The sequence below is a fragment of the Blastococcus sp. CT_GayMR19 genome (assembly GCF_004570385.1).
Lineage (GTDB): Bacteria > Actinomycetota > Actinomycetes > Mycobacteriales > Geodermatophilaceae > Blastococcus_B.
Genome location: NZ_SPQL01000002.1, coordinates 385,025 through 404,344 on the forward strand (window position 1 = coordinate 385,025; position 19,320 = coordinate 404,344).

A 19,320-nucleotide genomic window follows, 5' to 3' on the forward strand; every position below is an offset into this window, starting at 1 on the left:
GGACCGGACCGGGCCGGACAGACTGCGGGACGTGGCACCAGACGCGGTCGTGCAGGCCACCGGCCCGGAACCGCTGACCGAGGGCCTGACCGACGCCGAGGCCGCCGCCCGTAAGCGGCGTGGCGAGGCCAACGTCGCCGTCACCGGCACCTCGCGCACGTACGCGACGATCCTCCGGACCAACGTCTTCTCGTTCTACAACACGATCCTCTTCGTCATCGGCGCGGCCCTGCTCGCGCTCGGCCGGTACAACGACGCGATCGTCAGCGTCGGGCTCGGCCTGGTCAACGCCGCGATCAGCGCGATCCAGGAGATCCGCGCGAAACGACAGCTGGACCGGCTGCAGCTGCTCAGCCGCACCGTCGTCCACGTGGTGCGGGACGGCCGCGAGATGCCGGTCGCACCCGAGGACGTCGTCCGCGGTGACGTCGTGCGCGTCCGGCCGGGCGAGCAGATCGTCGTCGACGGGCCGGTGCTGGACGGCGGCCGGCTCGAGGTCGACGAGTCGCTGCTCACCGGCGAGGCCGATCCCCTGGTCAAGGGCCCGGGGGACGACCTCCTGTCGGGCAGCTTCTGCGTCGGCGGGGACGGCCGGCAGCTGGCCCGCGACGTCGGCGCGTCGAGCTACGCCAACCGGCTCACCGCCGAGGCCCGACTGGACTCGACCGACGTCACGCCGCTGCAGCGACGGATAGCGTTCGTCGTCCGGCTGGTGATGGTGCTGGTGGCGCTGATGAGCGGGGCGATCCTGCTCCAGGCTGCGCTCGAGGGCTTCTCCCTGCTCCGGGTGGTGCAGACGTCCGCGGTGCTGTCGGGGCTGGTGCCGTACGGACTGTTCCTGCTGATCGCGGTCGCCTACACCGTCGGTGCCGTGAAGTGCGCCGGCCGGGGCGCGCTGGTCCAGCGGGTCAATGCCGTCGAATCGGTCAGCAACGTCGACGTCGTCTGCACGGACAAGACCGGCACCCTGACCACCGGCCGGCTGGCCCTGGCGGAGGTACGACCCGCGGACGGCGCCGAGGCGGCGACCGTCGAGGAGCAGCTCGGCTCCATGGCCCGCAGCGCGGCCGCCCCGAACCTGACCACGACCGCGCTGGCTGCGGCACTGCCCGGGCAGCCGTGGACGGTGCACGAGGAGATCCCTTTCAGCTCGGCGCTCCGCTGGAGCGCGCTGCGCACCGACGGGGGCGTGTGGGTGCTCGGCGCACCGGAGGCGCTCGCACCCCGGCTGACCGGCGCGTCCCTGGCCGACGCGGTGGCCGACCGGACGAGGCGCGGCCTGCGGGTCCTCGTCCTGGCCCGCGCCGTCGACGCGTCCGCCCCCCTGCGGAACGGCGACGGCCGGGCGCAGCTGCCCGCTCTCGAGCCGCTGGCCGTGGTCGCGCTCGCCGACGAGCTGCGTCCGCAGGTGCCGGAGACCGTCGAGCGGCTGGCTCGCGAGGGTGTGGCGCTCAAGGTGCTCTCCGGCGACGACCCCGGCACCGTCGCCGCGCTGGCCCGGCAGGCCGGACTCGACGGCGGGCCACCCGTGCACGGCGCCGACCTCGACGCGCTGTCCGACGCGGAGCTGGACGAGGTGGTGGACGGCGCCTCCGTCTTCGGCCGCATCGCGCCCGAGCAGAAGGAACGCATCGTCGGCTCGCTGCGCCGGCAGGGCCGCTACGTCGCGATGATCGGCGACGGCGTCAACGACGCGCGCGCCCTCAAGACCGCCCAGGTCGGGGTGGCGATGCGCAGCGGGAGCGCGGTGACCCGCGACGTCGCGGACATCATCCTGACCGACGACTCGTTCGCCGCGCTGCTGCCGGCGCAGCAGGAGGGCCGGCGGATCATCAACGGCATCGCGACGTCGATGCAGGTCTTCCTGGTCCGGGTCGCGACGCAGGGCCTGGTCATCCTCACGGTCACCATGCTCGGACTGGGCTTCCCCTACTCCCCCACGCAGGTCGGCCTCACGCTGCTCACGGTCGGCGTCCCCACGCTCTTCCTGACCGCGTGGGCCCGGCCGTCCCCGCCGGATCCGCACCTGCTCGCGTCGCTGGCCCGGTTCGTCGTTCCCGCTGCCCTGGTGACCGCCGCGGGCGGGGTCGGGGTGTACGCCTACCTGTACACGCTGGTGTCCTCGGGTCTGAGCGCCTCCGACATCCCTGCCGGTGTCATCGCGGACTTCGAGGGCTACACGGGGATCTCCTCGGCGGACGCCGGCTTCACCGAGGCGGCCGCCACGATCGGCGCCCAGACCGGGCTGTCCACGTTCGTCTCGCTCGCCTCGTTCGTGCTGGTCCTGTTCCTCGAGCCGCCCACCCGGTTCTTCGCCTCCTGGACCCGGCCGAGCCCGGACAAGCGCCCCGCCATCCTGGTCGGCGTCCTGGTTCTCGTCTTCGCGGCGGTGCTGTTCACGCCGGCCCTGTCGGACTACTTCGGCCTCACCGGGCCGGCGCCGCCGGTGTTCACGACCGTGCTCCCGGCGCTGGTCCTGTGGTTCGGGGCGCTGAGTGCCGCCTACCGCCTCCGGCTGCTGGATCGCGTCCTCGGGATCGACAGCCTGCCGGCCACGACCGGTCCGACGGCTCGCTGATCGCAACGGCGCGGACCCGCGGCCACGGCGCCGGTGTGCGGTTGACACGCATCCACACACCGGAGCCGCGGGCGCCGCGACTAGAAGTCGTCGTCGTCGAAGGAGACCTGCCCACTCACCCCCAGCTGATAGGCCGACACGCGTCGTTCGAAGAAGTTCGACAGCTCCTGCACGTCCTGCAGCTCCATGAAGGCGAACGGATTGGCCGAGCCGTACCGGGCGGGAATGCCGAGCAGTTCCAGACGCCGGTCCGCCACGTGCTCCAGATAGGCGCGCATGTCGGTCAGGCTCATGCCGGACACGCCACCCCCGAGCAGGTCCTCGGCGAACTGGACCTCGCACTCGACCGCTTCGGCGACCATGTCGCTGACCTGGCCGGCGAGCTCGTCGTCCCAGAGCTCCGGTTCCTCGCGCCGGACGGTGTCGACCACGTCGAACGCGAAGGCCATGTGCATGGACTCGTCCCGGAACACCCAGTTGGTACCGCTGGCCAGCCCGTTGAGCAGGCCCCGCGAACGTAGGAAATACACGTAGGCGAAGGCGCCGTAGAAGAACAATCCCTCGATGCAGGCGGCGAAGCAGATGAGGTTGAGCAGGAAGGCCCGCCTGTCCTGACGCGTGCGCAACTGGTCGAGCTCGCCGAGCGAGTCGATCCAGCGGAAGCAGAAGTCAGCTTTCCGCTTGATGGACGGAATGCTGTCGACCGCCGTGAAGGCCTCGGCCCGCTCGGCCTCATCGGGTACGTACGTGTCGAGCAGCGTCAGATAGAACTGGACGTGCACCGCCTCCTCGAACAGTTGCCGGGAGAGATAGAGCCGTCCCTCTGGTGAGTTCACGTGCTCGTAGAGGTTGAGCACCAGATTGTTCGCGACGATGGTGTCGCCGGTCGCGAAGAAGGCCACCAGTCGGCCGACCAGATGCCGCTCGGCCGGGGTCAGCCGTTGCAGGTCGGCGAGATCCGAGTGCAGGTCCACCTCCTCCACGGTCCAGGTGTTCTTGATCGCGTCGCGGAAACGGTCGTAGAAGTGCGGGTAGCGCATCGGCCGGAGGGTCAGCTCCATGCCTGGGTCGAGCAGCATCGGGTTCTCCTGGGCGGTGGGGACGTCGATGGAAGGCTTCGGGACGGCGGTCACTGGCACGCCTCGCAGCTCTCGGGGTTCTCCAGGGAGCAGGCGACGGCGTCGTCGTCAGCAGGTCGTGCCGTGATCCCGACGGTGGCCTGCTGGATGCGCGTGGCCGGCCGCGACCGCAGGTAGTAGGTGCTCTTCAGTCCGCTGGCCCAGGCGTAGCGGTACATCGAGCTCAGCTTCCCGATCGTCGGGCTGGCCAGGAACAGGTTGAGCGACTGGCTCTGGTCGACGTAGGGCGCCCGCGCGGCGGCCAGGTCGATGAGCGCCTTCTGCGGCAGTTCCCAGGCCGTGCGGAACAGCCGGCGGGTCTCCTCCGGTAGGCCGTCGATCCCCTGCACGGAGCCCTCGGCCCGCTTGAGCGCCTGCCGGACGTCGTCGTCCCACCTGCCCAGCCGCTTCAGCTCAGCCACCAGCGCGCCGTTGACCTGGAGGAACTCGCCGGAGAGCGTCTCGCGCTTGAACAGGTTGGACACCTGCGGCTCGATGCACTCGTAGCAGCCGGCGATCGAGGCGATGGTGGCCGTCGGCGCGATCGCGACCAGCAGGGAATTGCGCAGCCCGTGCTCGGCCACAGCCGCACGGAGGCGGTCCCAGCGTGCGGTCTGGGTGGGGGTCACGTCCCACAGATCGGGCTGCAACTGCCCGCTCGCCGCCCGGGTCTCCGGGAACGCCGGATGGGCACCGTGCTCAGCGGCCAGACCGGCCGAGACCTCCAGGGCGGTCAGGTACATCTCCTCCGAGATGCGGGTGGAGAGCTCCTGAGCCTCGGCGCTGTCGAAGGGCAAGCCCAGGGCGAAGAAGACGTCCTGCAGGCCCATCAGCCCGAGGCCCACCGGACGCCACCGGGGGTTGCTCGCGGCGGACTGCGCGCTCGGGTAGTAGTTGATGTCGATCACGCGGTCCAGGAACCGGACCGCGGTACGGACGGTGGCCCGCAGCCGCGTCCAGTCCATCCCCGAGGCCTGGCCGTCCGGGGTCCGCAACAGGTGGGCGGCGAGATTCACCGAACCGAGGTTGCAGACCGCCGTCTCGCCGTCGCCGGACACCTCGATGATCTCGGTGCACAGGTTCGACAGATGCACGACGTTGCCCGGTCGGCCGGTCTGGTTGCAGGTTCGGTTGGCGGCGTCCTTGAACGTCATCCAGCCGTTGCCGGTCTGGGCGAGCGTCCGCATCATCCGCCCGTAGAGCTCCCGCGCCGGCACCTGGCGGACGTAGCGTCCCGCCGCCTCGGCCGCCCGGTAGGCGGCGTCGAAGTCCTCGCCCCACAGGTCGGGCAACTCCGGGACCTCGTCGGGGTCGATGAGCGACCACTGTTCGTCGGCTTCGACCCGCCGCATGAACTCATCCGGGATCCAGTTGGCCAGGTTCAGATCGTGGGTACGGCGGGCGTCCTCACCTGTGTTGTCCCGCAGCTCCAGGAATTCCTCGATGTCGGGATGCCACGGCTCGAGGTAGACACAGGCCGCCCCCTTGCGCCGGCCACCCTGGTTCACCGCGGCGACCGACGCGTTGAGCGTCCGGAGCCACGGGACGATCCCGTTCGACCGGCCGTTCGTGCCGCGGATGAGTGCGCCCCGGGAACGCACACGGGACCACGAGATGCCGATGCCACCGGCGAACTTGGACAGGGCTGCGACCTGCGCGTACCGCTCGTAGATCGAGCCGAGCTCGTCACGCGGCGAGTCGACCAGGTAGCAGGAGCTCATCTGGGTGTGCCGCGTGCCCGAGTTGAAGAGCGTCGGCGAGCTCGGCAGATAGGCCAGGGAGCTCATCAGCCGGTAGAAGCCGATCGCCTCGGCCGGTGTCCGTGACAGGCCGCAGGCCACGCGGAGCAACCAGTACTGCGGCGTCTCCACCACGAGTCGGGTCGCCGGATGCCGAAGGAGGTACCGATCGGCGACCGTGCGCAGCCCGAAGTACTCGAACCGCCGGTCGGCGGCCGGGTCGATCGCGTCGTCGAGCTTGCGGGCGTGCCGGGCCACGAAGGCCGCGGTCTCGTCACCGATCAGTCCTTCCGCATGGCCGAGCGCGACGCTCTGACTGAAGGACGCGATCCCCTGACCGGTGACCTCCTTGCGCACGTAGTTGGCCAGGAGCCGGGCGGCGAGCCGGGAGTACTCCGGCTCCTCTCCGGTCATCTCGGCCGCGGTCTGGATCGACAGGCGGTCCAGCTCGGCGCTGGTGGCGCCGTCGTAGAGACCGCTGATCGTGCGTGTGGCGACCCGCAGGGGGTCCACCGACGAGAGGTCGTCGCACCAGCGATCGACGGCTCGGACGATCTTGTTGACGTCGACGGGCTCCAGATCGCCGCTGCGCTTGCGCACCTGCATGGTGGCGCGGCCGACGGCCGGTGGGGCGTGTTCGGTGAGGGTCATCTGCTCGCTCCTCGTGAGCCGGACTCCGAGGTCCGGGCGAGGACGAGCCGCCAGCCCCGGGAAGCCCGGAGCTGTCCGACGGACCCGATCCCCGAGGTCCCGGACGACCGCGCACGGGCGTGCGCGGTGCGGCTGGCAGGTCTTCGGACTCGTGGGCACGCCGACCGGGTCGGCTCCTACTGGCCGTCGCTTCCCGGGTGCCGGTGACACCCAGTGCGTGATGACGGCGGTCGTTCCCACTCACCGCTGCGGGACAGTCCCGGATTCGCACCGGGTTCCCTCTTGCCCCGGGCCGCTCGTGCAGAGCGACCCGGACCAGCTGCGGGACCACCATATGTGGCAACGCTCTCGTGACGTGGCACAACATGTGGCGCGGCGTGTCGCCGAACCGCGAGCGGGCAGAGTGCTCTCGTGGCGCCCACGGACCGTGATGCCCGCCTAATACCGGGGGGCGGACTGCCGGAGGGACACCGGGCCGGTGCCCGCGAATCGCGACGGGCCTCCCTGGCGATCTTCCTCGCCGGCGTCGCCGTCTTCGCCATGTTGTACGAGCCGCAGGCGCTGCTGCCCGAGCTGACCCGCGCCTTCGGCGTCTCCCCGGTCGCCTCCACCCTCGCCATCTCCGTGTCCACCGCCGGCCTCGCCCTGGGCCTGCTCGTGCTCGGCCCGCTGTCGGACCGGCGCGGGCGGACGGCGATCGTGCACGCCGGGCTGGTCGTCTCGGCCGCGCTGGCCGTCGCGGTCCCCCTCTCCCCCAGCTGGGAGTTCCTGCTCGTGGTGCGCGCCCTGCAGGGGGTCGCCCTCGCGGGCCTCCCGGCCGTGGGGGTCGCCTACCTGCGCGAGGAGCTGCACCCGTCGATCAGCGGTCGCGCCATCGGACTGTTCATCGGGGGCAACGCCATCGGCGGGCTGACCGGACGGTTGCTGGGCGGGCTCCTCGTCGACGTCGGCGGCTGGCGGACGGCGTGCGCCGCGATCGCCGTCCTGGGGGTGGCCTGCACCGTGGCGGTGCGCCTGCTGCTGCCGCCCTCGCGCCGGTTCGTCCCCGTCCCGCGCGGCGCGCCGCTGCTCCGGCAGCTGTCGCAGGCGGTGACCGACCCGGTCCTGCTGGGCATCTACGGTCTCGCGGCCCTGCTGATGGGCAGTTTCGTGGCGGTGTACAACGCGGCCACGTTCCGGCTCGAGGGACCGTACGGACTGCCGACCTCGCTGGCGAGCCTGGTCTTCCTCAGCTACCTGCTCGGCTCGGGCGCCTCCCCCGCCGCGGGCTGGCTGGCCGGCCGCAGCAGTCCGCGGGTCGTCGTCCCGGTCTCCGTGGCCGTCATGGGGGCCGGGCTGGCGCTCACCCTCGCCGCATCGCTGGGTCTGTTCGTGGCGGGGGTCGCCGTGGTCACCGTCGGCTTCTTCGCCGCCCACGGCGTCGCCAGCGGCTGGGTCGCGACCCGGGCGGCGCTCGGGGGCCGCCCCGTCGGTCAGGCCGCGTCGCTCTACTCGTTCTGGTACTACGCCGGCTCCTCGGTCGGCGGGACCGTCGCCGGCCGGGCGTGGGACGCCGGGGGCTGGCCTGCGGTGGTGCTGCTGACCGGCTCGATGACCGCCGGTGCGCTGGTGCTGACCCTCGTGCTCGGCCGGACACGGAGCCTGGCGGCCGACTGACCGCGGGCCGGGGAGCGCACGCCGTGTGACCCGCCGCACAGAAACGCCGTCCAGGCTCTTTCCCTCCGGCCGATCTCCGTGATCGACTGCGCTCCTCCGCCGCGCCGACGGCGTCGCAGCATCTGGAGGCAGGGATGTCGTTGGGTCAGGACGGGGCGACCGACGAGAGCAAGCGCGTGCCGCGCGGGATTGCGCGGTGACCGCCACCGCGCCACGCGGGACCGGGGCGGTCTCCCCCGGGCACGGGAACGGGATGCCGGCGCCGCGCCGCGCGACCATCACCGAGCGAACGCTGCGCACCGACAGGTGGTGGGTCCAGCCGCTGATCACCGTCGTCGTGCTGGTGCTGTTCATCATCTACGCGACGTTCCGGGCGTTCCAGAACGCCCACTACCTCTCCGAGCCCTACATCTCGCCCTTCTACTCGCCGTGCATCACGACGCAGTGCGAGGGCGACACCTTCCCGGAGCTGTTCACCGGCCCGGCCTGGATCTCCCCGGCCCTGTACATCCTGATCTTCCCGCTGGGCATCCGGCTGACCTGCTACTACTACCGCAAGGCCTACTACCGGTCGTTCTGGCTGTCGCCTCCGGCGTGCGCGGTGGCCGAGCCGCACAAGCGCTACACCGGTGAGACCCGGCTGCCGCTGATCGGCCAGAACATCCACCGGTACGCGCTCTACGCGGCGCTGGTCATCAACGTCATCCTCTTCTACGACGTCGTCCTGGCGTTCCGCGACGAGACCGGCGAGTGGGGCCACATGGGCCTCGGCACCGTAGTACTGCTCGTCAACGCGGTGCTGCTCTTCCTCTACTCGCTGTCGTGCCACTCGTGCCGGCACATCGTCGGCGGCCGCATCAACAACTTCTCGAAGCACCCGCTGCGCTACAAGGCGTGGGGGCTGGTGTCGCAGCTCAACGGCCGGCACATGCAGTTCGCCTGGGCCTCGCTGTTCAGCGTCGCCTTCGCCGACTTCTACGTCCTCCTCCTCGCCACGGACACGATCACGGACCTGAGGTTCTTCTGATGGAGCTGGAGCGGCACACCTACGACGTCGTCGTTGTCGGGGCGGGGGGTGCGGGCCTGCGGGCCGCGATCGAAGCCCACGAGTCCGGCGCGCGCACCGCCGTCGTCTGCAAGTCCCTGCTGGGCAAGGCGCACACGGTGATGGCCGAGGGCGGCATCGCCGCGGCGATGGCGAACCTCTATCCCGAGGACAACTGGCGGGTGCACTTCCGCGACACCATGCGCGGCGGGAAGATGCTCAACCACTGGCGGATGGCCCAGCTCCACGCGCAGGAGGCGCCGGACCGGGTCCGCGAGCTCGAGGACTGGGGTGCGCTGTTCGACCGCACCCCCGACGGCCTGATCAGCCAGCGCGACTTCGGCGGGCACCGCTACGCGCGGCTCGCCCACGTCGGTGACCGCACCGGCCTCGAGCTGATCCGGACCCTGCAGCAGCGCACCGTCGCCCTCGGCATCGACGTCTACATGGAGTGCACGGTCACCCGCCTGCTGACCGACGAGGGCGGGATCACCGGCGCGTTCGGCTACTGGCGCGAGTCGGGGCGCTTCGTCGCCTGGCAGGCGCCGTCGGTCGTGCTGGCCACCGGCGGCATCGGGAAGTCCTACAAGGTCACGTCGAACTCGTGGGAGTACACCGGCGACGGGCACTCGCTGGCGCTGCAGGCGGGCGCCTCGCTGGTGAACATGGAGTTCGTCCAGTTCCACCCGACCGGCATGGTCTGGCCGCCCTCGGTCCGCGGGATCCTCGTCACGGAGAGCGTGCGCGGCGACGGCGGCATCCTGAAGAACTCGGCCGGCAACCGGTTCATGTTCGACTACATCCCCGACTTCTTCCGCAAGGAGACGGCGGAGACCGAGGCCGAGGCCGACCGCTGGTACGACGACAAGAAGAACAACCGGCGGCCGCCCGAGCTGCTCCCCCGCGACGAGGTCGCCCGGGCGATCAACAGCGAGGTGAAGGCCGGCCGCGGGACGCCGCACGGCGGCGTCTTCCTGGACATCGCCTCGCGCCGCTCGGCGGAGTACATCCGCAAGCGGCTGCCGTCGATGTACCACCAGTTCAAGGAGCTGGCCGAGGTCGACATCACCGCCGAGCCGATGGAGGTCGGGCCCACCTGTCACTACGTGATGGGCGGGGTGGAGGTCGATCCCGACACCGAGGCCGCGCGGGTGTCCGGCCTGTTCGCGGCCGGTGAGGTCGCCGGCGGCATGCACGGCTCCAACCGGCTGGGCGGCAACTCCCTGTCGGACCTGCTGGTGTTCGGCCGGCGCGCCGGGGCGGCCGCGGCGGAGCACGCACGCGGCCGGCACGGGCTCGAGCTTCCGGACGAGGCACTGGCCGACGCCGCCCGGGCGGCGCTGGCGCCGTTCGACCGGGAGGGCGGCGAGAACCCGTACACCGTGCAGCACGACCTGCAGCAGACGATGCACGACCTGGTCGGGATCATCCGCACCGCGCCGGAGATGGAACAGGCGCTGGAGCGGATCGCCGCGCTGAAGGAGCGGGTGGCCAACCTGTCGGTGGAGGGGCACCGGCAGTACAACCCCGGCTGGCATCTGGCCCTCGACCTGCCGCACATGCTCGTGGTCAGCGAGTGCATCGCCCGCGCCGCGCTGGAGCGGCAGGAGAGCCGCGGCGGGCACACCCGCGACGACTTCCCGGCGACCGACGCCGAGTGGGCGAAGACCAATCTGATCTGCACGCAGGCCGCCGACGGCTCGGTGGCGCTGACCCGGCAACCGCTGCCGCAGATGCCGTCGGACCTCGCCGGGATCTTCGAGGAGACAGCGTGACCGAGCCGGCGAGGTCACGAATGGACAGAGCAGTCCCGCGGACGCGGCCGACGAGCGCCGGGAAGGAGGACGCGTGAGCTACGACGCGACGTTCCGGGTGTGGCGCGGGAACGCCGACGGCGGTGACCTGCAGACCTTCACCGTCGAGGTGAACGAGGGCGAGGTGGTCCTCGACGTCATCCACCGGTTGCAGGCGACCCAGGCCGGCGACCTCGCCGTCCGGTGGAACTGCAAGGCGGGCAAGTGCGGATCCTGCAGCGCCGAGATCAACGGCCGTCCGCGGCTGATGTGCATGACGCGGATGAGCACGTTCGGCGAGGACGAGACGGTGACCGTGACGCCGATGCGCGCGTTCCCCGTGGTCCGGGACCTGGTCACCGACGTGTCCTACAACTACGACAAGGCCGCGCAGATCCCCGCGTTCAATCCCCGGCAGCGGGACGCGGACGGCAACCACCGGATGCAGCAGATCGACGTCGAGCGCTCGCAGGAGTTCCGCAAGTGCATCGAGTGCTTCCTCTGCCAGGACACCTGCCACGTCATCCGTGACCACGAGGAGAACAAGAAGGCCTTCGCCGGGCCGCGGTTCCTGATCCGGCTGGCGGAGCTGGACATGCATCCGCTCGACGTGACCGACCGCAAGGACGCGGCGCAGGACGAGTTCGGCCTCGGCTACTGCAACATCACCAAGTGCTGCAGCGAGGTCTGTCCCGAGGGCATCCACCTGACCGACAACGGGATCATCCCGCTGAAGGAGCGCGTGGTGGACCGCAAGTTCGACCCGCTCACGTTCCTCGGGTCGAAGATCCGCCGCCGCCCCAAGGACTGACGGACGGCGTCCCACCGGGGCCGCCCCGGACGCTCCGCCCGGATGCCCACGTCACGAGCCGACGGGCCCGCTCTCGCACCAGCGAGAACGGGCCCGTCGGCTGAGAGCGGTCAGGCGGCGCCGAGGCTCCGCCAGTAGGCGTTCAGCGCGCCGTTGGTCTTGATCAGCCACACCAGGGGGCCGATCAGGATGATCGAGCCCAGGAGGACCCAGAGGCCGGTCGTCGCGGTGACCGGACGGGGACGGCCCTGGCGCGCGTACAGGTTGCCGACCTCGTTCGGGAGCAGGAAGGGCGTGACCAGTCCGAAGGTGAAGATCGCGAGGACCAGCCCGAGCGCTCCGCCGACGCCCTCGCCCGAGTGCCGCTTCATCTCCTCGTGCGTGGCGAAGTAGTAGTACAGGGAGTAGATGCCGAAGGTGATGATGCTGAGGCCGATGACGGCCCAGGTGCTCCGGACCTTGCCCACCGGGCCCAGAGGGCGGCCGTGGTGCGCCGGCGACATCGGCTGCCCGTAGCCGACCGGGACGTGCTGTGCGTACTGCGCCTGAGCGTGCGGGCCGGGCGCGTACGCCTGGCCGGCCGGCTGGTCCAGAGTGGACATGGAGACCCCCGATCGAATGCGCCGGTCTGTCCGGCGGCACGGGCGAAGGTAGGCGAGCGGAACCACGCAGATCCGTTGTTCCGCACCCCGCGGCCGCGTGGCGACCACCACAGTCGCTGGCGCCACACGGAGCCCGCGCGCACCACCCGGAGGCGTCGGGCGGCGTCCCGCGCCGGGCGTATCGAGGAGGAACTCCTCAGTCGTCCCGCTGGGCGGCCGCGCGTCGTTCGGCGCCGGTCTCCCCCGCGTATCCGACGTCCTGGCCGGCGACCCGGCCGACGAACGCCTCGGACTCGCCCGTGCCGGTCGTGCTCCCCGCGTCCGGCTCGTCGCTCGGGCCGCCACCGGTGGCGCGGGACAGCGCCTGGGCGTCGTCGGGGTCGACGTCGGCCTCCTGGGGTCTCGGATCAGGCTCCGTGCTCATCGGGCCAGGGTGTGCGCTGATGCGCGGTTCCGCGACCCGAGCTGCCGATCGGCGCACACTGTTCGGCGAGGAGGCGTCCGTGACGAGACCGGCGAACCGATGACGGGCAGGGCCAGAGCCACCGCCGTCGCCGCAGTGCTGATCACGACAGCCTGCGGCGGGCCCTCGGACACCGGCGGGGACGCCGCATCGCGGCCGGCGACGTCGTCCGAGGCGACCTCCACCGCGCCCAGCGCGACCGCTCCGTCGTCCAGTCCCACGCCCGTCGCCGGCACCGCCATCACGACGGCGGACAGCGAGTTCGGCGAGATGCTGTTCGACCAGCCGGGGCAGGCCATCTACCTGTTCGACAAGGAGTCGTCCGGCCGCCCCGACTGCTACGGGGAGTGTGCGACCGCCTGGCCGCCCGTCCTCACGACCGGGACGCCGCAGCCGATGGGTGCAGTGCGGGCCGAGCTGCTGGGGACGGTCGCACGGGACGACGGCTCGATGCAGGTCACCTACGCCGGCCATCCGCTCTACTACTACGCGCACGAGGGCCCCGGCCAGGTCCTCTGCCATGACGTCGTGGACTTCGGCGGGCGCTGGCTGGTGGTCACGCCGGAAGGCACCGCCGCCCCGTGAGCCCGAACGGGACGTCCACCCCTCAGCTCGAGATCGCCTCGACGAGGTCGCCGACCTTCTCCTCGGGCACGTTGCGTGCGACGTCGCCCTGGCTGACGACGCCGACGAGGTCGTGCCCGTCGATGACCGGCAGCCGGCGCACCTTGTACTGGGTCATGGTCCGGAGGATCTCCTCGACCGGGTCGTCGGCCCCGATCGTGACCGGCTCGCCCTGTGCCAGCGCCCCCGCCTTCGTGGAGGACGGGTCGCCGCCGTCGGCCAGGCACTTCACCACGATGTCGCGGTCGGTGAGCATGCCCTTGAGGCGGTTGTCCTCGCCGCAGATCGGCAGTGATCCGACGTCCAGGTCCCGCATCTTGCGGGCCGCATCGACCAGCGTCTCGTTCTCACCTACGCACTCGGCGCCGCCGGTCATGATGTCGCGTGCTGTGGCCATCCCACTCTCCTGAGAACCGGCCCTGGCCGCGGCCGATCCGGGCAGGTACGCCGGTTCCCAGAATTTGCTCCGGCTCGTCGGCGCGCGCAACGGGTTCCCGCACCGAGAGCGAACCGCCCTCAGTCGCGGCGTTCGACGACGAAGACCGGGATCTCCCGGTCGGTGCGCCGCTGGTGATCGGCGTAGCGGGGAAAGGCGGCGACGGCCCGCTCCCACCACAGCGCCCGCTCCGCACCGACGAGCTCCCGGGCGACGCCGTCCCAGGGTTCTGGGCCGTCCTGCACGGTGACCTGACCGGGATGGGCCTTGAGGTTGTAGTACCAGGTGGGGTGCTCGTCGGCCCCGCCGTGGGAGGCGACCACGGCGTAGACCCCGTCGCGCTCGACGCGCACGAGCGGGTTCTTGCGGACCTTGCCGGTCCGGGAACCCCGCGTGCTGAGGACGACGACCGGGAACGGTCCGGTGTTGCTGGTGTTGCCCTCCCGACCTCCGGTGCGCTCGTAGAGGGCCACCTGGTTGCGGACCTTCTCCAGCGGACTGGGCTCGTACTCACCGTCGAGGGGCACGCCTCGGGACCCTAGGCGAACGGGCTGCTCCGCACCCCGCCGAGCCGGATCCGCACCGTCCGGGTCCGTGGCGGCGCCGCGGAGCCGATCCTTCGGCTTGACGCGGGGCCGGGCACCGGGCGAAGGTCGCCTGGCCGGTGCAGAGGGAGCGTGTCCGTGGACGTCGACGTGATCATCGAGATCCCCAAGGGGTCGCGGAACAAGTACGAGTACGACCACAAGCTGGACCGGATCCGGCTGGACCGGATGCTGTTCACCTCGACCGGCTACCCGGGCGACTACGGGTTCGTGCCGGACACGCTCGCCGAGGACGGCGACCCGATCGACGTCGTCGTGCTGCTCGACGAGCCGACCTTCCCCGGCTGCATCATCCGCGCGCGGGTCATCGCCGTGTTCTGGATGCGCGACGAGGAGAAGGCCGACGCCAAGCTGCTGTGCGTCTCGGCCAACGACCCGCGGAAGGCGCACCTGCAGGACCTGGGCGACGTGCCGATGCACCTGATCGCCGAGATCTGGCACTTCTTCGAGATCTACGAGGCGCTCGAGCCCGGCAAGTCGTTGGCCGGCACCCGCGGGTGGGAGCGCCGGAAGGAAGGGATCCAGGCGCTGGAGGACGCCCAGCGCAGGTTCGCCGAGCACAGCGCCGTCGTCTCCCGCTCCCCTTCCTGAAGCAGCCCCGTCGCGGTTCGTCGGACGCCGATAACCGAGGTGGACCGACCACGCGTCGGGCTCAGCCGTGCGAGCGCGTGGCGCTCGCCGCCTGCTGCCGTGCTGCCGGACACGACGACATGAGGACTCCATGCGCACGCTCGCCACCACCCTGGCTCTTGCCGCAGTCCTGACGGCCGGCTGCTCGTCGGGCTCCGCGGTCGAGTACCCGCCGTCATCTGCGGACGACGTCGACGTCACCGAGGACCTGCAGGCGGCGGCCGGGGGCGAGCCGTGGGCACAGCTGATCACCGAGGCCACCCGGACCGAGGACGATCGACTCGAGGTCCGGACGACCGTCGTCGACCCGCGCGCGGCCGGCTCACCCGAGATGGGCCAACCGGCGATCGACATCTGCAGCGCTGCCGTGCAGTGGCTGCAGGCCCAGGGGGCCGGCGATCCCGACGTCAGCGTGATGGAGGCCGACGGCTCCACGTACGTCGTCTTCGGGCACCCGTCGTACCCGGGCGGCTGCACCGAGGTCTGAGCCCGGGTCTCCCGCGGCGATTTGCGCCGGACACGCCGTCGGTTGTCCCTCCTTCCGCTCGGCGTGCCTTACCTTGCGCCGGGCGGCGGGAAGCCGACGCTGAATGGCGACACACAGCGAAGGGCACCTCATGACCGACCCCGATCTCGATCAATTCGTCGACCGCCCCGAGGAGAGCGCCTCGGCCGACGTCACGCTGATCTCGCGCGGGGTCACCCTCACGGCGCACGTCGAGGTGTCGGACACCTACGTCGTCGTGGTCCGGCCGACCGGTGGCGGGCCCGGCTGGGAGAGCGCCGAGATCCAGGTGGGTGATCCCGTCGAGCTGTACTGGATCGGCGGTCAGGAGGAGCGGACGCTGGCCGGCACGGTCTCGCAGGTCGAGGGCGGTGAGGCGCGGTGGCACGTCGCGGTCTCGGGGCAGGCCGAACGCAGTCAGCGGCGGAAGGCGGTCCGGGCGCGGGTCGAGCTCGAGGTGCTGATCCCGTGGGCCGGCGCGCAGATGTCCGGCACGACCGTGGACCTCAGCGAGGGCGGGATGCGGGCGCTGATGGACGGCTGGGGGCTTCCGCCCGACTCCGGAACCCTCTCCCAGGTCAGCCTCATGCTGGACGACGTCCCCCTGCTCCTGCACGGCGAGATCGTCTGGACGTCGATCCGCGGAGCCCAGTGGCTGCTGGCCATGAAGTTCCACGACGTGTCGGAGAAGGCCGGCGACCTGCTCCGCCGCAGGGTGTTCCAGGCCCTTCGCGACGAGCGGGCGGCATCGGCCGGCTGACGTCGGGCCTCCCTCAGCGACGGTCCTCGCTGAAGTTGGCGTAGATGTCGCGCTCGTTGAACTCACGGCCGAACTGTCGCCGGAAGAAGGCGCTGGTCGAGTACCGGGTCGAGGAGAGGAAGAAGCGTTCCTCGTTCCGCTTGACCATCGCGAAGAAGGTGTCCGCCGCGTCCGGGCCCAGGTCGAAGTTGTCGTAGTTGACGACGACGTGCACCCGCTGACCGAGTTCGGCGAACCGGCGGTCGAGCTCGGCGGCCAGGTCGACGGCGTCCTGCGCGGTGACCAGCCGCAGGCCCTCGAAGTTGACGTAGACCGTGTCGGTGGCCCGATCGAACCGGAAGCGCTCGTCCATGCCGACCGGTGGCCGGTCACGCAGTCCCATCGGCCGGTCGCGGAAGATGACCGCCTCCATCGTGCACAGGTCGTCGCTGACGGCGGGACGGACCGCCATGTGCGCCAGCACGTCCCGTTCCACGTCGATGCCCGGAGCGACCTCGACCAGTGCGAGACCGTGGTCGGTGAGCCGCAGGACGCAGCGCTCCGTGACGTAGTGGACGGACTGCCCGCGTTCGACGGCCAGGCGCCCGTTGAAGGTCACCTGCCCGACCTGGTCGCGGAACTTCGGTATCGCGCCGGTGTCGTCGACGACCAGCGCGCCGTCGCGCACCGCCACCCGCGAGCGCGCCGTGAACGTGCCGAGGAAGAAGACCGCCTTGGCGTTCTGGCTGATGTTGATGAAGCCGCCCGCACCGGCGACCCGGCGTCCGAACCGGCTGACGTTGACGTTGCCCTCGGCGTCGGCTTCGGCCATGCCCAGGAACGCCTGGTCGAGGCCGCCGCCGTCGTAGAAGTCGAACTGGTACTGCTGGTCGATGATCGCCTGAGGATTGGTGACGGCGCCGAAGCTCAGCCCGCCGGCCGGGATGCCGCCGACACCGCCGGGCTCGACGGTCAGGGTGATCAGGTCGAGGATCCGCTCCTCGGCGGCCACCGCCGCGACCCCCTCGGGGATCCCGATCCCGAGGTTCACCACCGCGTTGGGCGACAGGAACATCGCGGCGCGGCGGGCGATCACCTTGCGCGCATCCAGGGGCATCGGCGCCAGTCCGGTGCTGGGCGCGGTGATCTCGCCGGTGTAGGCGGGGTTGTAGGCCTCGGCGAACGTCTGGCCGTGATTCGCGGGCTCCGCGACGACGACCGCGTCGACCAGGATGCCGGGGATCTTCACCTCGCGCGGGCTCAGCGTCCGGCGCTCGGTCACCCGCTCGACCTGCACGATGACCACGCCACCGGAGTTCTTCGCGGCCTGCGCCATCGACAGCACCTCGAGGGTGAGCGCCTCCCGCTCCATCGTGATGTTGCCCTCGGGGTCGGCGGTCGTCCCGCGCAGCAGGGCCACGTGCACCGGCTGCGCGGGGAAGAACAGGTGCTCCTCCCCGCGCAGCGTCACCAGTTCGACCAACTCCTCCGTGGTGCACTCGTTCATCCGGCCGCCCCCGTGGCGCGGATCGACGAACGTGCCGAGCCCGACCTTCGTCACCACGCCGGGGCGGCCGCCGGCGATCTCCCGGAACAGGTGGCTGATGACCCCCTGCGGCCAGCAGTACGCCTCGATCCGGTCGTCGAGCGCGAGCACGCCGAGGCTCGGCACGAGCCCCCAGTGCCCGCCGATGACGCGGCGCACCATGCCGTCGGCCCCGAAGTGGTTCAGCCCCCGCGTGCCGCCGTCGCCCTGGCCCGCCGCGTAGACCAGGGTCAGGTCCCGCGGCGAGCCAGTGGCCTCGAACCGCCGTTCCAGCGCGAGCGCCAGCTCCTCGGCGAACCCGACGCCGACGAAACCTCCGGTCGCGACGGTGTCGCCGTCGTGGACGATCTGCGCCGCGGCGTCGGCCGAGATGACCTTGTTGCGCTGCACGGGACGACGGGACTCAGCGCCGGCCGGCGCCGGCCGTGGCCCGATCGGCGGCGGGATCCCGCGTCAGGTCGCTGTGCGCCGTCTCCCGGCTGAGCACGACGGCGAGCACGGTGAGCACCGCGGCGCCGGCGAGGTACAGCGAGATCGGGAGGGAGTTGCCGTACTCCAGCAGCAGCGCCGTGGCGATGATCGGGGCCAGGCTGCCCGCCACGATCGAGGACACCTGACCGGCCACCGACAGACCGCTGTACCGCACCTGGGTGGAGAACATCTCGGAGAAGAAGGCCGCCTGGGGCCCGTACATCGCTCCGTGGAGGACCAGTCCGATCGTGCCGGCGAGCGCCAGCAGCAGGAACGACCCCGAGTCGTACATGGTGAAGAAGACGAAGCCCCACACCCCGACGCCCACGGCGCCGACCAGGTAGACCGGCCGTCGGCCGAACTTGTCGGACAGGGCGCCCATCGCGGGGATGGCCACGAAGTGGATCGCCGACGCGATGAGCGCCGCGTTGAGCGCCGTCCCCCGCGAGATACCCACCTCGGTGGTGGCGTAGGCCAGCGCGAACGCGGTGAAGATGTAGTAGCCGATGTTCTCGCCCAGGCGGGCGCCGATGGCCAGGATGATCTCCCGCGGGTACTCGCGCAGCACCTGGACGACGGGCAGCTTGGGCGCTTCCTCCGCCGTGGCGGCGTGCTCCTTGGCGGCGCGGAAGACCGGCGACTCCTCGATCGAGACCCGGATCCAGAGACCCACGCCCACGAGCACCGCGCTCAGCAGGAACGGGATGCGCCAGCCCCAGGACTCGAACTGCTGGTCGTCGGTCATCGCCGAGACCACCGCGAGGACGGCGACGGCGAGCAGGTTGCCCGCCGGCGCGCCGGCCTGCGGCCAGGAGGCCCAGTACCCGCGTCGCTCCGGCGTGCCGTACTCGGCGGCCATCAGGACGGCGCCGCCCCACTCGCCTCCGAGGGCGAAGCCCTGCACCAGGCGGAGCACGATCAGCAGGATCGGTGCCCAGACGCCGATCGCCCCGTACGTCGGCAGCAGGCCGATCAGGAACGTCGCGCCGCCCATCAGCATCAGCGTGATGACCAGCATCTGCTTGCGGCCGATCTTGTCGCCGAAGTGCCCGAAGATCACGCCACCGATCGGCCGGGCCGCGAAGCCCACCGCGTACGTGGCGAACGCGAGCAGCGTGCCGACGAGCGGGTCGAAGTCGGGGAAGAACAGCTTGTTGAAGACCAGCGCGGCGGCCGAGCCGTAGAGGAAGAAGTCGTACCACTCCACGGTGGTCCCGACGAGGCTGGCACCGACGACCTTGACGATGGACGTGCGCGACTCGGGCGGCACGGCGGCTTCCTGGTGGGACCTGGACAAGGCTCATTCCC

17 protein-coding genes and 1 riboswitch are annotated in these 19,320 nt (G+C 71.1%); of the genes, 9 read left to right on the top strand and 8 right to left on the bottom strand.

The window, feature by feature from the left end:
* The first annotated feature begins 31 nt into the window (after window positions 1–31).
* The gene (locus tag E4P39_RS04540; RefSeq protein ID WP_245159634.1) at window positions 32–2,578 is read left to right on the top strand and encodes an HAD-IC family P-type ATPase; all 2,547 of its coding nucleotides are present in this window, start codon (window positions 32–34) and stop codon (window positions 2,576–2,578) included.
* Between the two features lie 80 nt (window positions 2,579–2,658).
* On the opposite strand, the gene E4P39_RS04545 is transcribed toward E4P39_RS04540, so the two are convergent.
* Both E4P39_RS04545 and E4P39_RS04550 read right to left on the bottom strand, forming a co-directional pair.
* Window positions 2,659–3,711: a ribonucleotide-diphosphate reductase subunit beta gene (locus tag E4P39_RS04545; RefSeq protein ID WP_245159635.1), complete on the bottom strand. Its 1,053-nt coding sequence runs from the start codon at window positions 3,709–3,711 to the stop codon at window positions 2,659–2,661.
* Window positions 3,708–6,086, bottom strand: a complete 2,379-nt coding sequence (locus E4P39_RS04550) for a ribonucleoside-diphosphate reductase subunit alpha (RefSeq protein WP_135135168.1) — start codon at window positions 6,084–6,086, stop codon at window positions 3,708–3,710. The genes E4P39_RS04545 and E4P39_RS04550 overlap by 4 nt, the downstream gene beginning before the upstream one ends.
* A 116-nt stretch (window positions 6,087–6,202) precedes the next feature.
* Window positions 6,203–6,421, bottom strand: a riboswitch (cobalamin riboswitch).
* A gap of 76 nt (window positions 6,422–6,497) precedes the next feature.
* Between E4P39_RS04550 and E4P39_RS04555 the strand changes: the two genes are divergently transcribed.
* From E4P39_RS04555 to E4P39_RS04570, 4 genes are all read left to right on the top strand, one after another.
* Entirely contained in the window at window positions 6,498–7,742 is a 1,245-nt protein-coding gene (locus E4P39_RS04555) for an MFS transporter (protein ID WP_245159636.1), read from the top strand.
* A gap of 196 nt (window positions 7,743–7,938) precedes the next feature.
* Entirely contained in the window at window positions 7,939–8,769 is an 831-nt protein-coding gene (locus tag E4P39_RS04560; RefSeq protein ID WP_135135169.1) for a hypothetical protein, read from the top strand.
* Window positions 8,769–10,562, top strand: coding sequence for a fumarate reductase/succinate dehydrogenase flavoprotein subunit (locus E4P39_RS04565; protein WP_209306338.1), 1,794 nt, complete (start codon window positions 8,769–8,771; stop codon window positions 10,560–10,562). The genes E4P39_RS04560 and E4P39_RS04565 overlap by 1 nt, the downstream gene beginning before the upstream one ends.
* A gap of 73 nt (window positions 10,563–10,635) precedes the next feature.
* Window positions 10,636–11,391, top strand: coding sequence for a succinate dehydrogenase/fumarate reductase iron-sulfur subunit (locus E4P39_RS04570; protein WP_135135170.1), 756 nt, complete (start codon window positions 10,636–10,638; stop codon window positions 11,389–11,391).
* A gap of 110 nt (window positions 11,392–11,501) precedes the next feature.
* Here the strand turns inward: E4P39_RS04570 and E4P39_RS04575 are convergent, their stop codons facing one another.
* Together E4P39_RS04575 and E4P39_RS04580 are read right to left on the bottom strand one after the other, a co-directional pair.
* Entirely contained in the window at window positions 11,502–11,993 is a 492-nt protein-coding gene (locus E4P39_RS04575; protein WP_245159637.1) for a DUF4234 domain-containing protein, read from the bottom strand.
* 196 nt (window positions 11,994–12,189) lie between these two features.
* Entirely contained in the window at window positions 12,190–12,417 is a 228-nt protein-coding gene (locus E4P39_RS04580; protein ID WP_135135171.1) for a hypothetical protein, read from the bottom strand.
* A 135-nt stretch (window positions 12,418–12,552) separates the two neighbouring features.
* Here E4P39_RS04580 and E4P39_RS04585 point away from each other — a divergent pair, with 135 nt between their 5' ends.
* Entirely contained in the window at window positions 12,553–13,041 is a 489-nt protein-coding gene (locus tag E4P39_RS04585) for a hypothetical protein (RefSeq protein WP_209306339.1), read from the top strand.
* 22 nt (window positions 13,042–13,063) lie between these two features.
* Here E4P39_RS04585 and E4P39_RS04590 read toward each other — a convergent pair whose 3' ends face one another.
* Window positions 13,064–13,477, bottom strand: coding sequence for a CBS domain-containing protein (locus E4P39_RS04590; protein ID WP_135135173.1), 414 nt, complete (start codon window positions 13,475–13,477; stop codon window positions 13,064–13,066).
* Between the two features lie 119 nt (window positions 13,478–13,596).
* Entirely contained in the window at window positions 13,597–14,043 is a 447-nt protein-coding gene (locus E4P39_RS04595) for a nitroreductase family deazaflavin-dependent oxidoreductase (RefSeq protein ID WP_135135174.1), read from the bottom strand.
* Window positions 14,044–14,199: 156 nt separating this feature from the next.
* Between E4P39_RS04595 and E4P39_RS04600 the strand changes: the two genes are divergently transcribed.
* The 3 genes from E4P39_RS04600 (at window position 14,200) to E4P39_RS04610 (ending at window position 16,016) form a co-directional block, all read left to right on the top strand.
* On the top strand, window positions 14,200–14,712 hold the full coding sequence (locus E4P39_RS04600; RefSeq protein ID WP_135135175.1) for an inorganic diphosphatase: 513 nt from the start codon (window positions 14,200–14,202) through the stop codon (window positions 14,710–14,712).
* A gap of 130 nt (window positions 14,713–14,842) precedes the next feature.
* Complete coding sequence (locus tag E4P39_RS04605) at window positions 14,843–15,238, top strand: hypothetical protein (protein ID WP_135135176.1); 396 nt, start codon at window positions 14,843–14,845, stop codon at window positions 15,236–15,238.
* A 130-nt stretch (window positions 15,239–15,368) separates the two neighbouring features.
* Window positions 15,369–16,016, top strand: coding sequence for a PilZ domain-containing protein (locus E4P39_RS04610; protein WP_167761581.1), 648 nt, complete (start codon window positions 15,369–15,371; stop codon window positions 16,014–16,016).
* A 13-nt stretch (window positions 16,017–16,029) separates the two neighbouring features.
* On the opposite strand, the gene E4P39_RS04615 is transcribed toward E4P39_RS04610, so the two are convergent.
* Both E4P39_RS04615 and E4P39_RS04620 read right to left on the bottom strand, forming a co-directional pair.
* Window positions 16,030–17,931: a CoA-transferase gene (locus E4P39_RS04615; protein ID WP_135135178.1), complete on the bottom strand. Its 1,902-nt coding sequence runs from the start codon at window positions 17,929–17,931 to the stop codon at window positions 16,030–16,032.
* Between the two features lie 13 nt (window positions 17,932–17,944).
* Entirely contained in the window at window positions 17,945–19,282 is a 1,338-nt protein-coding gene (locus tag E4P39_RS04620) for an MFS transporter (RefSeq protein WP_135135179.1), read from the bottom strand.
* Between the last annotated feature and the right edge of the window lie 38 nt (window positions 19,283–19,320).